The organism is Ramlibacter aurantiacus, from assembly GCF_016722895.1.
Classification (GTDB): Bacteria; Pseudomonadota; Gammaproteobacteria; order Burkholderiales; family Burkholderiaceae_C; genus Ramlibacter; species Ramlibacter aurantiacus.
In genome coordinates this window covers 299,022-311,606 of the sequence record NZ_JAEQNA010000005.1, presented here as the reverse complement: position 1 = coordinate 311,606, position 12,585 = coordinate 299,022, and the positions used below count along the sequence as shown (strand labels likewise).

At 67.4% G+C, this 12,585-nt stretch carries 10 protein-coding genes, 1 pseudogene and 1 riboswitch; of the genes and pseudogenes, 9 read left to right on the top strand and 2 right to left on the bottom strand.

Annotated features, from left to right (window positions below):
* Nucleotides 1-68: 68 nt before the first annotated feature.
* The 5 genes and pseudogenes from JI739_RS15315 (at nucleotide 69) to ligD (ending at nucleotide 5,808) form a co-directional block, all read left to right on the top strand.
* The gene (locus JI739_RS15315; RefSeq protein WP_201684793.1) at nucleotides 69-1,025 is read left to right on the top strand and encodes an IS1595 family transposase; all 957 of its coding nucleotides are present in this window, start codon (nucleotides 69-71) and stop codon (nucleotides 1,023-1,025) included.
* A gap of 782 nt (nucleotides 1,026-1,807) precedes the next feature.
* Nucleotides 1,808-2,659: a hypothetical protein gene (locus tag JI739_RS15305; protein WP_236589669.1), complete on the top strand. Its 852-nt coding sequence runs from the start codon at nucleotides 1,808-1,810 to the stop codon at nucleotides 2,657-2,659.
* 425 nt (nucleotides 2,660-3,084) lie between these two features.
* Nucleotides 3,085-4,176: pseudogene (locus JI739_RS24505) on the top strand (saccharopine dehydrogenase family protein); the annotation flags it as partial.
* A 42-nt stretch (nucleotides 4,177-4,218) separates the two neighbouring features.
* Nucleotides 4,219-4,773 (top strand): DUF4166 domain-containing protein, encoded by a 555-nt coding sequence (locus JI739_RS24500; RefSeq protein ID WP_236589748.1) that lies wholly within the window; start codon nucleotides 4,219-4,221, stop codon nucleotides 4,771-4,773.
* 9 nt (nucleotides 4,774-4,782) lie between these two features.
* Nucleotides 4,783-5,808, top strand: a complete 1,026-nt coding sequence (gene ligD / locus JI739_RS15295; RefSeq protein WP_201684789.1) for a non-homologous end-joining DNA ligase — start codon at nucleotides 4,783-4,785, stop codon at nucleotides 5,806-5,808.
* Here ligD and JI739_RS15290 read toward each other — a convergent pair.
* Complete coding sequence (locus tag JI739_RS15290; protein ID WP_201684788.1) at nucleotides 5,798-6,874, bottom strand: ATP-dependent DNA ligase; 1,077 nt, start codon at nucleotides 6,872-6,874, stop codon at nucleotides 5,798-5,800. The genes ligD and JI739_RS15290 overlap by 11 nt on opposite strands.
* A gap of 55 nt (nucleotides 6,875-6,929) precedes the next feature.
* A riboswitch (S-adenosyl-L-homocysteine riboswitch) is annotated at nucleotides 6,930-6,999 on the top strand.
* A 65-nt stretch (nucleotides 7,000-7,064) separates the two neighbouring features.
* On the opposite strand from JI739_RS15290, the gene ahcY reads away from it, so the two are divergent.
* The 4 genes from ahcY to JI739_RS15270 are packed head-to-tail and all read left to right on the top strand — an operon-like array spanning nucleotide 7,065 to nucleotide 10,557.
* A complete protein-coding gene (gene ahcY, locus JI739_RS15285) occupies nucleotides 7,065-8,501 on the top strand; it encodes an adenosylhomocysteinase (protein ID WP_201684787.1) in 1,437 nt (478 codons plus the stop codon).
* A gap of 7 nt (nucleotides 8,502-8,508) precedes the next feature.
* On the top strand, nucleotides 8,509-9,258 hold the full coding sequence (locus tag JI739_RS15280; RefSeq protein ID WP_201684786.1) for a TlyA family RNA methyltransferase: 750 nt from the start codon (nucleotides 8,509-8,511) through the stop codon (nucleotides 9,256-9,258).
* Nucleotides 9,239-10,096: a methylenetetrahydrofolate reductase [NAD(P)H] gene (gene metF, locus JI739_RS15275; RefSeq protein WP_201684856.1), complete on the top strand. Its 858-nt coding sequence runs from the start codon at nucleotides 9,239-9,241 to the stop codon at nucleotides 10,094-10,096. The genes JI739_RS15280 and metF overlap by 20 nt, the downstream gene beginning before the upstream one ends.
* Nucleotides 10,096-10,557, top strand: coding sequence for a septal ring lytic transglycosylase RlpA family protein (locus tag JI739_RS15270; RefSeq protein WP_201684785.1), 462 nt, complete (start codon nucleotides 10,096-10,098; stop codon nucleotides 10,555-10,557). Before metF ends, JI739_RS15270 begins: the two co-directional genes overlap by 1 nt.
* A 16-nt stretch (nucleotides 10,558-10,573) precedes the next feature.
* On the opposite strand, the gene JI739_RS15265 is transcribed toward JI739_RS15270, so the two are convergent.
* Entirely contained in the window at nucleotides 10,574-12,487 is a 1,914-nt protein-coding gene (locus JI739_RS15265; protein WP_201684784.1) for an MFS transporter, read from the bottom strand.
* Nucleotides 12,488-12,585: the final 98 nt, after the last annotated feature.

Sequence of the window (12,585 nt, the reverse complement as noted above, 5' to 3'; positions counted from 1 at the left end):
TACGTCGCAAGTATGTACTTGACAAACCCTATGTGCGAGGCGCATAGTTCTCCTACTGGAGAACGACCATGGCCGAAGCGATCCTCAACCAGCCGCAGTTCCAAGACGTAGACAAGGCCCGCGAGTACCTTGAGGCTCTGCGCTGGCCGCACGGCCCGGTCTGCCCGCATTGCGGATCGCTCGGCAAGCACCTCGTTCTCAAGGGCAAGCAGTACCGCCCTGGCCTCTACAAGTGCGCCGACTGCTATGAGCAGTTCACCGTCACCGTGGGCACCGTCTTTGAGCGTTCCAAGGTGCCACTGAACCTCTGGCTCCAAGCCGTGCATCTGATGTGCGCCAGCAAGAAGGGCATCAGCGCCAAGCAGGTTGAGCGCATGCTGGGCGTGACCTACAAGACGGCATGGTTCATGTGCCATCGCATTCGCGAGGCCATGACCGGCGACAACGCGACCCTGCTAGGCGGTCCCGGCTCATCTGGCATCGTGGAAGCCGACGAAACGTTCTGGGGCACGGCCACGAACGACGAGGGCGAGAAGATGCCCGTCCGTGGGGGCTTCCGTCACAAGATGATGGTCGTGTCCCTGGTCGAGCGCGACGGCCAGAAGCGCTCCTTCCACGTCGCAAAAGTCAACGGTGCCACGCTGGGCGCTGTCCTCAAGGCTCAAGTCCATCCGGCAGCTCGTCTGATGACCGATGAGGCCAAGTGGTACATCCCGGCCGCGAAGGGCTTCGCCTCACACGAAACGGTCAGCCACGGCCAGGGCGAATACGCGCGCGGCGACGTGACCACGAACACCGTTGAGGCGTCCTTCTCGCTGCTCAAGCGCGGCCTGATCGGCACCTTCCACGCTGTGAGCGAGAAGCACCTCCAGCGCTACTGCCATGAGTTCGATTTCCGCTGGAACACCCGACTGTCGCAGGGCTGGAGCGACGTGGACCGCCAGCAAGCAGCGCTCAAGGCCATCGCAGGCAAGCGCCTGACCTATCGGCGGATTGGTGGGCAGCCCACCCAAGCCAACGTTTGAGAGCCTGTTGGAGCGTCTACTAAAAAACAAAAACCCGCCATAGGCGGGCTTTTGCAAACTCCGGGCCGGCTCTTAGGTGGCAGCAACGCACGTTGGCTGCACGAATATCCAGTGGCGAGTTCCGCTGGGGTCTTTGAACTCCAGTTCGACATTGCCGTAGTCATCGGCTCCAACGAGGCGCATGGCGACTTCGTTCGTTGCCCACCTGATTGCCTCTTGGTCTTCCAGAGGGAGACCGCGCAGCAATTCCGCAGGAGCCCGGATCAGCCGAACTGACGCTCCATCAATTAGCGGTTTGCCATTTACGTCGCGCATCGTTGGTTCCTCTCAGCACTCTGGATTGCACTTGCAAGCTGTGTGTTTCGCCTGTGCGCCCAAATTGTGGGCCGCATCCTTTTTTGCTGCCCTGATCGCCTCGTCGCAAGTCATCGCTGACGCTTCCCCGAATGCGTACCTAGGCTCCTTATGAGCATTCTGCGGGATGTTGTCGTTGATGTCCGCTCGGCACTTGCATGTGTGACCTGTAGGAGGTTTTCCCGGCTTCTTGTAGGTTCTTGCTGCCATACCTGACTTGTCTCTCTGCCCCATCCTTCCACAAGGCAGTAGACAGAGCAAGGCACACGAACCCTATGTTGCTGCGGTGCAGTAAAGCATGCCCCCAGCCCCCGCCTTACTTGTGTGGTGCCTTCTTAGCCTCGTCTGGTTTCTTACCCTTGTGCTGCTTCGGCGGCGATGACAGCATGCGCTTGAGCACGTCATCAAACTGAGGCGATGGCGCATCCTTGTTCGGCTTGCTGGGGGGAACCTTCGTCATGTCTGAGTCCTTGGATCAAGCGATTCTCGCTGACGCTTTCACGCAAGCCAGACTAAAAGTCCAGTGGGCCGACCAGCACTTTCGACAAGCGCAAGCGTGGTGGCAGAGGTACCTTGAATCCGACTTCCACGAACTCAGGGTAGATCGTGATCCGGAGACTGGAAATCAGTTCATCACCTTTGAGGTCAATCCCGTCTATGCACCGCTGATCCTGTCCGTGGGGGACGGCTTTCACAACCTCAGCGCGGCTCTGGATTACGTCATGAGCGGGCTGATGCGCGCTGCTGGCAAGGCGACGGCGCGAGTAACCTTCCCATCCCACGAAACGCGGGAGGCGCTCCACCAATCCTTCATGGCCCCAAGGCCCGGAAAGCCCCCCAACACGAACCGACGCATAGTCGAAGCCGTTCCATGGATTCAGCGCCTGCTGACGGAAACAGTGAAGCCGTACCGTGGAGGGGACTTCCGTGTATGGGAGGTCCGCCAGCTCGACAACATCGACAAGCACAACCTGATTGTTCCGAGCATCCCCTATGTCAAGGTCACCGGGCTGGACGCGGTCGATGCTCAAGGCAAGCACGGAATGAGGAGCGCGACTGTTGAAGTCCCCACCGGCTCTCGGATCGCCCTGGCTAGCTTCGCCAGCGGCACCGACCTCAAAGTGACAAACAAGGGAAAGGCGACCGCTGAGATAACTTTCGCCGAGGGCCTTGAAGTCTTCGCGGGTGAGCCGCTGTTCCCAACGGCGTCTCAGTGCCTGCAGCTCATTCGTGAGGTCGTTGACTTGATCGCGGCCGAGGCTTCTGCCTCCCCGGCCTAGAAGCGGCTGATTCTCTTGGTAGCTGTAGCCGGTCGCGTCCATGCGCGCGACGGTACGCGACCGGCTTAAACCAAAGCTAGTTTGTCACGTACATACTTCAGTCTTACGTATTGCGTCTACGGAGGCGTGCGCGCGGAAGGTCTGTCTTGCCGGCACCTAACTCATCCTTGAGAAGGCCGCGTCCGGCGCAGAACGCCGTGCTGCCGACCGAAAGCGGCAGCGCCCTGTACCACCCAGGGTTGTCAGACCGGGTTCAGCGGTTTCAAGGTCTGCCCGCGACCAGGCGGGGGTCGGAAAGCTTGGAACTGCAGGTTGCTTCACCCGCTGTGTCGGACCCGCTGCGGGGAAGCGGGTGTCGTTTGCACGAGGGACGTGCGAAGCGCCGCAGGGCGTCGTGAGGCCTTTGGTTGCATACACTGCCGCCGATGAAAACAATTCGGGTCATGGCGCTGGGCGGGCATGGGTTCTTCGGTCGCCTGCTGGTGGAACGGCTCATCCTCCAGCCCGGGCTGGAGGTGGTCGTTGCCGGCCGCTCGGCCGAACGCGGCACGGCGCTGGTCGCCGAGCTGGGGGCGCGGGCGGCCGGTTCGCTCGCTGCGCTGACGCTCGACATCGACGCGCCCGACCTGGCGTGCCGGCTGGCCGATGCCAGGCCCGATGTCGTGGTCCACACGGTCGGGCCGTTCCAGGGGCAGGACTATCGGGTGGCGCAGGCCTGCATCGCCGCCGGCGCGCACTACATCGATCTCGCGGACGGGCGCGATTTCGTCACCGGGATCGGCGTGCTGGACGCGGCCGCGCGCCTCGCCGGCGTAGCGGTGATCTCCGGGGCCAGCTCGGTGCCGGCGCTGTCGTCCGCGGTGGCCGACGAACTGGCGCAAGGGCTGCGTGAGATCGATCGCATCGACGTCGGCATCAGCCCCGGCAACCGCACGCAGCGCGGCCTGTCCACGTTGCGGGCCGTCCTGGGTTACTGCGGCCGCCCGCTGGCGGTGGCCGGACAGGCCGGCGTGTACGGCTGGTGCGGGCACTGGCGCCAGGCCTACCCCGCCCCCGTGGGCACGCGCCTGCTGTCGCCCTGCGACGTGCCCGACCTGGCCCTGCTGCCCGGGCGTTACCCCGGCCGGCCGCAGGTGCGCTTCGGTGCCGGGCTGGAACTGCCACTGCTGCACCGCGCCATGAATGTGATGGGCTGGCTGGTGCGGCGCGGCTGGGTGGCCGGCTGGGACCGGTACGCACCGGCGCTGAAGCGCATGTCCGAATGGCTCCTGCCCTGGGGCAGCGACGCGGGAGCGATGCATGTACGGGTCGAGGGCCATGACCACCGGCAGCGCCCCGTGGTGCGGGAGTGGATGCTGGTCGCACGCGAGGGCCACGGTCCGTCGGTGCCCACGCTGGCTGCCGCAGCCCTCGTGGCGCGGCTGGCAGCGGCCCAGGTCCTGGCGCCAGGGGCTCGCCCCTGCCTGGGCGAGCTGTCCAGTGCCGAGATCCTGGCGCAGGCGCGGGGGCTGTCCATCGAAGCCGGTGTCGCTGCGCTGCCCGAGCTGTTCGAGCAGGCGATGGCGGGCGGCTGGCGAAAGCTCCATCCGAGCGTGCGGGCCTTCCACGAACTGCACGGCAGCATCGATCTGATCGGGCGCGTCGAAGCGCCGAGCGGCCTGCTGCGTGCGCTGCTGGCCCATGGGCTGCGGATCCCGACCCGCGGCGGGCCGTTGCGCGTCCATCTGCGCCACTCACGCGACGAGCAGGTCTGGACCCGGCAGTTTCCGCGCGGCCGCCTGCGCTCCAGCCTGCGTCCGCATGCGCGAGGCGTAGCCGAGACACTGGGGCCGATCCGACTCGTCTTCGCGCTCCGCGAGGAGCTGGGCGACCTGGTGATGGTGCTTGACTCGATCCGGGTGTGGGGGCTGCCATGGCCGACATGGCTGTGGCCTCGCCTTGTCGCGCGGGAACGCGGTGGTGAAGGCCGACTGCAGTTCGAGCTGCGCGCGGAGCTTCCACTCATCGGTGAGATCGCCGGTTGCCGGGGGTGGGTGGACCTGCCGCGGCAGACCATCGTCGCCCCTGCCGCGGACCCGCGGATTTCAGCCCCCAGCGCCGGCGTCCTCCAGTAGTCTCGCGGCATGGCCGCCTCCTCCCGCCCCGCCGACGCCGTGACCGTGCGGGCGGGTGACCACGAGGTACGCATCACCAGCCCCGGCAAGCTCATGTTCCCGGCGGCGGGTGTCACCAAGCTCGACCTCGTCAATTACTACCTGGCCGTGGCCGATGGCGCCTTGCGCGGCGCCGGCAACCGGCCCTGCGTGATGAAGCGATACCCCGAGGGGCTGGAGGGCGGGTCGTTCTACCAGAAGCGGGCGCCGGCGAACCGGCCCGAGTGGGTCTGTGCCACCACGCTGCGCTTCCCGTCGGGCCGCACGGCCGAGGAGGTGGTGCCCTGCAACGCGGCCACGCTGGCCTGGATGGCCAACCTCAACTGCATCGAGCTGCACCCGCATCCGGTGCGGCTGGACGACCTGGACCACCCCGACGAGTTGCGCATCGACCTGGATCCGACCCCGGGCGTGGAGTGGCCGCAGATCGTGCAGGTGGCCGCGGTGGTGCGCGAGTTGCTGGACGAGCTGCGGATCATCGGCTGGCCCAAGACCTCGGGCTCGCGCGGGGTGCACGTGATCGCCCGCATCGAGCGGCGCTGGGGCTTCGACGAGGTGCGGCGCGCGGCGCTGGCGCTGGCGCGTGAAGTGGAGCGGCGCGCACCGAAGCTGGCCACCAGCGCCTGGTGGAAGGAGGAGCGGCACGGGGTGTTTCTCGACTACAACCAGAACGCCAAGGACCGCACGGTGGCCTCGGCCTACTCGGTGCGGCCGCGGCCGGACGCGCGGGTGTCGGCGCCCGTGGGTTGGGACGAGCTGGCCGACTGCGACCCGGCCGACTTCACCCTGCGAACCATGCCGGCGCGCTTCGCTGAGCGAGGCGACCTGCACGACGGCATCGACGAGGCGGTGTGCTCGCTGGCGCCGCTGCTGGAGTTGTCGGCGCGGCACGAAGCGGCGGGTCAGGGCGATGCACCCTGGCCGCCGCACTACCGCAAGCAGGAGGGCGAGCCGCCCCGGGCACCGCCGTCGGTGCGCAGGAAGCCTAAGCCTTGAACACCTGCGCCAGCTCGAGGGGCGTGGTCACCTCGAGCTGGTCGTAGCGGCAGTCGGCCGGCGGTTTGTCGGGGCGCCAGCGCAGGAAGGTGGTGGCGTGGCGGAAGCGCTTGCCCTGCAGGTGGTCGTACTTCACTTCGCACACGCGCTCGGGCCGCAGCGGCTCCCAGCCGAGGTCCTTGCCGCCGCTCCAGCGGCTCTTGGCGCCGGGCATGCGGTCGGCATCGCCCGCGCTGGCTTCGGCCCAGTCGCGCCACGGGTGATCCTGCATGGCGTCCTCCCGCAGCGGCGCAAGCTCTTCCAGCAGCTGGCGGCGCTTGTCCATGGTGAACGACGACGTGATGCCCACGTGCTGCAGCTGGCCGGCCTCGTCATGCAGGCCCAGCAGCAGCGAGCCGACCGCGTCGCGGGTCTCCTTGTAGAAGCGGAAGCCCGCCACCACGCAGTCGGCGCTGCGCGCGTGCTTGATCTTGAACATGGTGCGCTTGGCGGGCTGGTAGGACGCATCCGCGGGCTTGGCGATCACGCCGTCGAGGCCGGCGCCCTCGAAGCGCTGCAGCCAGTCGCGCGCCTGCGCCGCGTCCGTGGTGATGGGCGTGAGGTGAAGCGGCGGCCTGGCCTGGCCCAGCAGCCGCTCCAGCCGCACGCGGCGCTCGCGCTGCGGCAGCTCCATGGTGCTGCGGCCGCCGGCGGCCAGCAGGTCGAAGGCGACGAAAGCCGCCGGTGTTTCGCGGGCCAGCCTGGCCACGCGCGAGGCGGCGGGATGCACCCGCTGTTGCAGCGCGTCGAAGTCGAGCCCGTTCGGCCCGGCCACCACGATCTCGCCGTCGAGGATGCAGCCCCTGGGCAGCTGCTCTTCCAGCACTTTCTCGAGCTCGGGGAAGTAGCGGTTCAAGGGCTTGAGGTCACGGCTCTGCAGCCGCACGCCGTCGTTGCCGCGGAAGACGATGGCGCGAAAGCCGTCCCATTTGGGCTCGTAGACCACGCCTTCGCCCTCGGGCAATTGCTCGGCGATCTTGGCGAGCATGGGTTCGATGGGGCGTTCGAAGAGGGTGGTTTCGGCCATGGGCCTTTGTATCGCACCCAAACGCGGCGGTGGGCGCGTTCCCTATAATCCGCGTCCATCCGAGGAGCGTTGCAGCACTCATCAGTGCGAGGCTCGGATTCCATCCGCAACGACGCTCACCCACTGTTCCTGTGTGGTGAGCCCCCAGAGCAGCAGTGGTTGAACCAAACAACCTGTTTCTGGAGCATCCATGAACGCTGTCCTCAAGCCCGCCGCGACGGGCGATTGCGCCATCGCCGACCTGAACCTCGCCGACTGGGGCCGCAAGGAAATCCGCATCGCCGAGACCGAGATGCCCGGCCTCATGGCGATCCGCGACGAGTTCGCCAAGAGCCAGCCGCTCAAGGGCGCGCGCATCACGGGCTCGCTGCACATGACCATCCAGACGGCCGTTCTGATCGAGACGCTGCAGGCGCTGGGCGCCCAGGTGCGCTGGGCCTCGTGCAACATCTTCTCGACCCAGGACCATGCCGCCGCCGCCATCGCCGCCAGCGGCACCCCGGTGTTCGCGATCAAGGGCGAGTCGCTGGCCGACTACTGGGACTACACCCACCGCATCTTCGACTTCGGCCCCAAGGGCGCCGACGGCGAAGGCCCGAACATGATCCTGGACGACGGCGGCGACGCCACGCTGCTGATGCACCTGGGCAAGCGCGCCGAGAAGGACGCATCCCTGGTCGCCGGCAACGGCCACAGCGAAGAAGAGCGCATCCTGTTCGCTTCCATTCGCAAGAAGCTGGCCGAAGACCCCACCTGGTACAGCCGCAAGAGCGCCCAGATCATCGGCGTGACCGAGGAGACCACCACCGGCGTCAACCGCCTCAAGCAGATGTCCTCGCGCGGCGAGCTGATGTTCCGCGCCATCAACGTGAACGACTCGGTCACCAAGAGCAAGTTCGACAACCTATACGGCTGCCGCGAGTCGCTGGTCGATGGCATTAAGCGGGCGACCGACGTGATGATCGCCGGCAAGGTGGCGCTGGTGGCCGGCTACGGCGACGTGGGCAAGGGCAGCGCCCAGGCCCTGCGCGCACTGTCGGCGCAGGTGTGGGTGACCGAGGTCGATCCCATCTGCGCGCTGCAGGCCGCGATGGAAGGCTATCGCGTGGTGACGATGGACTACGCCGCCGACAAGGCCGACATCTTCGTGACCGCCACCGGCAACAAGGACGTGATCACGCATGACCACATGGCCCGCATGAAGGACCAGGCCATCGTCTGCAACATCGGCCACTTCGACAACGAGATCGACGTCGCCGCGATCGAGAGGTACGAGTGGGAAGAGATCAAGCCCCAGGTCGACCACGTGATCTTCCCGGACGGCAAGCGCATCATCCTGCTGGCCAAGGGCCGCCTGGTGAACCTGGGCTGCGGCACCGGCCATCCCAGCTACGTGATGTCGTCGAGCTTCGCCAACCAGACCATCGCGCAGATCGAGCTGTTCGCGCACGCCGACAGCTACGACGTGGGCAAGGTCTACACCCTGCCCAAGCACCTCGACGAGAAGGTGGCGCGGCTGCAGCTCAAGAAGCTGGGCGCCATGCTGACCGAGCTGTCCGACGAGCAGGCCGGCTACCTGGGCGTGCCCAAGCAGGGCCCCTACAAGCCGGACACCTACCGCTACTGATGCGGACATGCGGGCCGACCAGCTCCTCGTCGAACGCGGCCTTGCGGCGTCCCGTTCACAGGCGCAGCGGCTGATCGCGGCCGGCGTGCGCTGGCGTGCCGCCGGTGACTGGCGTGCCGTCGGCAAGAACGGCGACGAGCTGCCGGTGGATGCCGCCATCGAACTGGTCGACGATGCCGAAACCCGCTACGTGTCGCGCGGCGGCCTCAAGCTGCAGGCGGCGTTGCGGGCCAGTGGCATCGATCCGGCCGGCCGGCGCTGCCTCGATGTGGGCCAGTCCACCGGCGGCTTCACCGACTGCCTGCTGCGGCACGGCGCCGCGCGGGTGGTGGGGGTGGACGTCGGACATGGTCAATTGCATCCGGATCTGCGTGCGGACCCGCGGGTGGTGTGCATCGAACGGGTCAACGCGCGTGAGCTCGATGCCGCTCGGCTCGGCGACGAGGCGCGGCCTTTCGAGCGGGTGGTGGGTGACCTGTCGTTCATCTCGCTGACCCTGGTGCTGCCGGCGCTGGTGCCGTGGCTGGCCGCCGATGGCGACCTGCTGCTGCTGGCCAAGCCGCAGTTCGAGTTGCAGCCCGGCCAGCTGGGCAAGGGCGGCATCGTGCGCGACGCGACCCTGTACCCGGTGGTGGAGCAGCGCCTGCGCGATGCGTGTGCCGGGCTTGGCTTGCAGGTGATGGGCTGGCACGATAGCCCGATCGCTGGCGGCGACGGCAACCGTGAATTTTTCATCCATGCCCGCAAGGGCTCCTGAGGAGAAGAGCTTGCTTCCCATCAGCCTCGAGTTCTTTCCGCCCAAGACGCCCGAAGGCGCGGCCAAGCTGCGCCAGGCGCGGCAGCAGCTCTATGCGCTGCGGCCCGAGTTCTGCTCGGTCACGTTCGGCGCCGGCGGCTCCACGCAGGACGGCACGCTGCAGGCGGTGACCGAGATCATGGCCGAGGAGGTGGCGGCCGCGCCGCACCTGTCGTGCATCGGGCAAAGCCGCGACAGCATCCGTGAGCGGCTGGCCGCCTACCGGCAAGCCGGCGTGCGGCGCATCGTGGCCTTGCGCGGCGACCTGCCCAGCGGCTACGGCATCGGCGGCGAGTTCCGCTATGCCAGCGAGCTGGTCGCCTTCATCCGCGCCGAGACCGGGCGGCATTTCCAGATCGAGGTGGCGGCGTATCCCGAGATGCATCCGCAGGCACGCTCGCCGCGCGCGGACATCGAGGCCTTCGTCGCCAAGATGGAGGCCGGCGCGGATGCCGGCATCACGCAGTACTTCTTCAATGCGGACGCGTACTTCCGCTACGTGGATGAGTTGCGTCGGTTGGGCGTGCAGGCGCCCATCGTGCCGGGGATCATGCCCATCACGAGTTCGACCCAGCTCATGCGGTTTTCGGACAGCTGCGGCGCCGAGATCCCGCGCTGGATTCGGCTGCGGCTGCAAAGTTTCGGCGACGACACCGCGTCCATCAGGTCCTTCGGGATCGAGGTGGTCTCGGCGCTGTGCGAGCAGCTGCGCCGGGGCGGTGCGCCGGGCCTGCACTTCTACACGATGAACCAGGCCCAGGCCACCCTCGCCGTGTGCAGCCAGCTGGGGGCCGGCTGATGCGCGGCGTCGCCGCGCTGCTGCTGTGTGGGGCCCTGGCGGGTTGCGCCATGGCCGCAGCGCAGGAGCTGCCGGTGGCCGACCCGCCCCATTCCACGGCCGCTCCGGCCACGCCCAAGGGCGTCAGGACCGGCCTGCGCCAGCTCGGGCAGGGCCTCGCCTCGTGGTACGGCGCGGCATTCCAGGGCAAGCGCACGGCCAGCGGCGAGCCCTTCGACATGCACGATTTGACGGCTGCGCACCCCTGGCTGCCGTTCGGCACGCTGGTGGAAGTGCGCAGCCTGGTCAACGGCCGCACGGTGACCGTGCGCATCAACGACCGGGGACCGTTCAGCGGCCGCCGCGTCATCGATCTCAGTCGCGCCGCTGCCCAGAAGCTCGGCCTGTTGGGCCGTGGCACCAAGCCGGTGGAGATCCGCATCGCCGACGCGGCGGAGCGCAGCGCGGATCCGCGTCCCTGAGCTTCACGAATGCGGCTCAGGCGCCAGCGCCCGCGAGCAGGTCGGCCACCTGCGATTGCAGGAGCGCGGGTTCCGCGGCGTGTTGCTCGACGGGTGTGCCCACCCGCAGGCGGATTGGGTTGAAGATGCCGCGCCGGAACGGTCGCACCATTGCCGCAGGTCGGCCGCCCCGCTGTTCGACCCGGCTGAAGTAGGAGCCCCACAGGTTGACCAGTGCCATGGGAATGACGGGCGGATGCACGCCGCGCACGCTTGCGCGCTCCAGGATCTTGACCACGCCCGGCCGGAACGGCTGCAGTTCGCCGTCACGGGTGATCGCGCCCTCGGGGAAGATGGCCACCAGCTCGCCCTGTGAGAGCGCGTCAGCGGCGCGCTCGAAGGCGGCGTCGTAGACGCACGGGTCTTCGCGCCGTGGTGCGATCGGGATTGCGCGGGCCAGCCGGAACAGCCGTCCCAGCACCGGGGTGCGGAAGATGCGGTGGTCCATGATGAAGGTGATCGGCCGCGGGCTGGCGGCCATCAGCACGATGGCGTCGACGAAGCTCACGTGGTTGCACACGAGCAGGGCGGGGCCGGCCACGGGGATGCGATCCTCGCCGTCGATCCGGAAGCGATACACCAGGTGCGTCAACACCCAGGCCACGAAGCGCAGCAGGTACTCGGGCACCAGCAGGAAGATGTAGACCGCGACCACCGCGTTGGCGATCGCAACGGCCAGGAACACACCCGGGATGGACACGCCTGCGGCCAGCAGCCCGGCGCAGGCCAGGGCGCTTGCGATGATGAATAGCGCATTCAGGATGTTGTTGGCGGCGACGATGCGGGCCCGGTGCGTGGGCTTGGAGCGCAGCTGGATCAGCGCGTACATCGGCACGCTGTACAGGCCCGCGCACAAGGACACGCCGGCCAGGTCGACCAGCACGCGCCAGTGCGCCCACTGAGTGAGGAAGCTCGCCGGTGACCAGGCGCCGGCCGATGGCGGCAGCGCACTCGAAACCAGGTACAGGTCCACCGCGAAGACCGTCATGCCGATGGCGCCGAGCGGCACCAGGCCGATCTCCACATGACGTCGGCTGAGGGCCTCGCACATCAGGGCTCCTGCAGCGACGCCGACGGAAAACGTCGCCAGCAGCAGCGACGCGACGCCAGCGTCGCCGTGCAGGACCTCCTTGGCGAATGCAGGGAACTGGCTAAGGAACACGGCGCCGAAGAACCACATCCAGCTGATCCCCAGCACCGACCGAAAGACCACGATCTGCTCGTGCGCGAGCTGCAGGTTGCGCCAGGTTTCGGTAAACGGGTTCAGCCGAATTTCCAGATGAGGGTCGACCGGCTCCGATCGCGGGATGCGGTAGCTGGCCACCAGCCCGAGCACCGCCAGCCCCAGGCACGCCGCCCCCACCGAGCCGCGCCCCATGCCAGGCATGGCCACCAGCAGTCCACCGGCGACGTTGCCCAGCAGGATGGCCACAAAGGTGCCCATCTCCACCAGCCCATTGCCGCCGGTCAGCTCGCGCTCATTGAGGTGCTGCGGCAGGTAGGCGTACTTCACCGGGCCGAACAGGGTCGAATGCAGCCCCATCAAAAACACGCACGCCAGCAGCAAGGGAGCATGGGCCGCCTGGAAGCCCCAGGCGGCCGCGACCATGATGGCCAGCTCGAGCCACTTCACGCCACGCATCAGGGCCGCCTTCTCGTACTTGTCGGCCAGTTGCCCACTCGTGGCGGACAGCAGGATGAAGGGCAGGATGAAAACGGCGCCGATTGCCAGGCCCGCAAGCTCCGGCGGTAGCCAGCTCAGCTGAAGCTGGTAGGTCACCAGCACAGTGAAGGCGAACTTGAAGAGGTTGTCGTTGGCGGCACCGCAGAACTGCGTCCAGAAGAAGGGGGCGAAGCGGCGCTGGTGCAGCAGCGAGAACTGGTTGGACATGACGTGGGCTCCTCCCGGTGGGTGCGCGGGGTTCCGGACTGTAGCCAATAGGGCTACGCCCGACGTCAAGCTTGCGGTCCGGAGTACGCCTTCGGACT

What these genes read in the sequence shown, in the direction of transcription:
- metF (WP_201684856.1), top strand. Translation starts at nt 9,239, where the DNA reads ATGCCCGCAAGGGCTCCTGAGGAGAAGAGCTTGCTTCCCATCAGCCTC.
- JI739_RS15280 (WP_201684786.1), top strand. Translation starts at nt 8,509, where the DNA reads ATGCGGGCCGACCAGCTCCTCGTCGAACGCGGCCTTGCGGCGTCCCGT.
- ahcY (WP_201684787.1), top strand. Translation starts at nt 7,065, where the DNA reads ATGAACGCTGTCCTCAAGCCCGCCGCGACGGGCGATTGCGCCATCGCC.
- JI739_RS24500 (WP_236589748.1), top strand. Translation starts at nt 4,219, where the DNA reads ATGGCGGGCGGCTGGCGAAAGCTCCATCCGAGCGTGCGGGCCTTCCAC.
- JI739_RS15290 (WP_201684788.1), bottom strand. Translation starts at nt 6,874, where the DNA reads ATGGCCGAAACCACCCTCTTCGAACGCCCCATCGAACCCATGCTCGCC.
- JI739_RS15270 (WP_201684785.1), top strand. Translation starts at nt 10,096, where the DNA reads ATGCGCGGCGTCGCCGCGCTGCTGCTGTGTGGGGCCCTGGCGGGTTGC.
- JI739_RS15315 (WP_201684793.1), top strand. Translation starts at nt 69, where the DNA reads ATGGCCGAAGCGATCCTCAACCAGCCGCAGTTCCAAGACGTAGACAAG.
- ligD (WP_201684789.1), top strand. Translation starts at nt 4,783, where the DNA reads ATGGCCGCCTCCTCCCGCCCCGCCGACGCCGTGACCGTGCGGGCGGGT.
- JI739_RS15265 (WP_201684784.1), bottom strand. Translation starts at nt 12,487, where the DNA reads ATGTCCAACCAGTTCTCGCTGCTGCACCAGCGCCGCTTCGCCCCCTTC.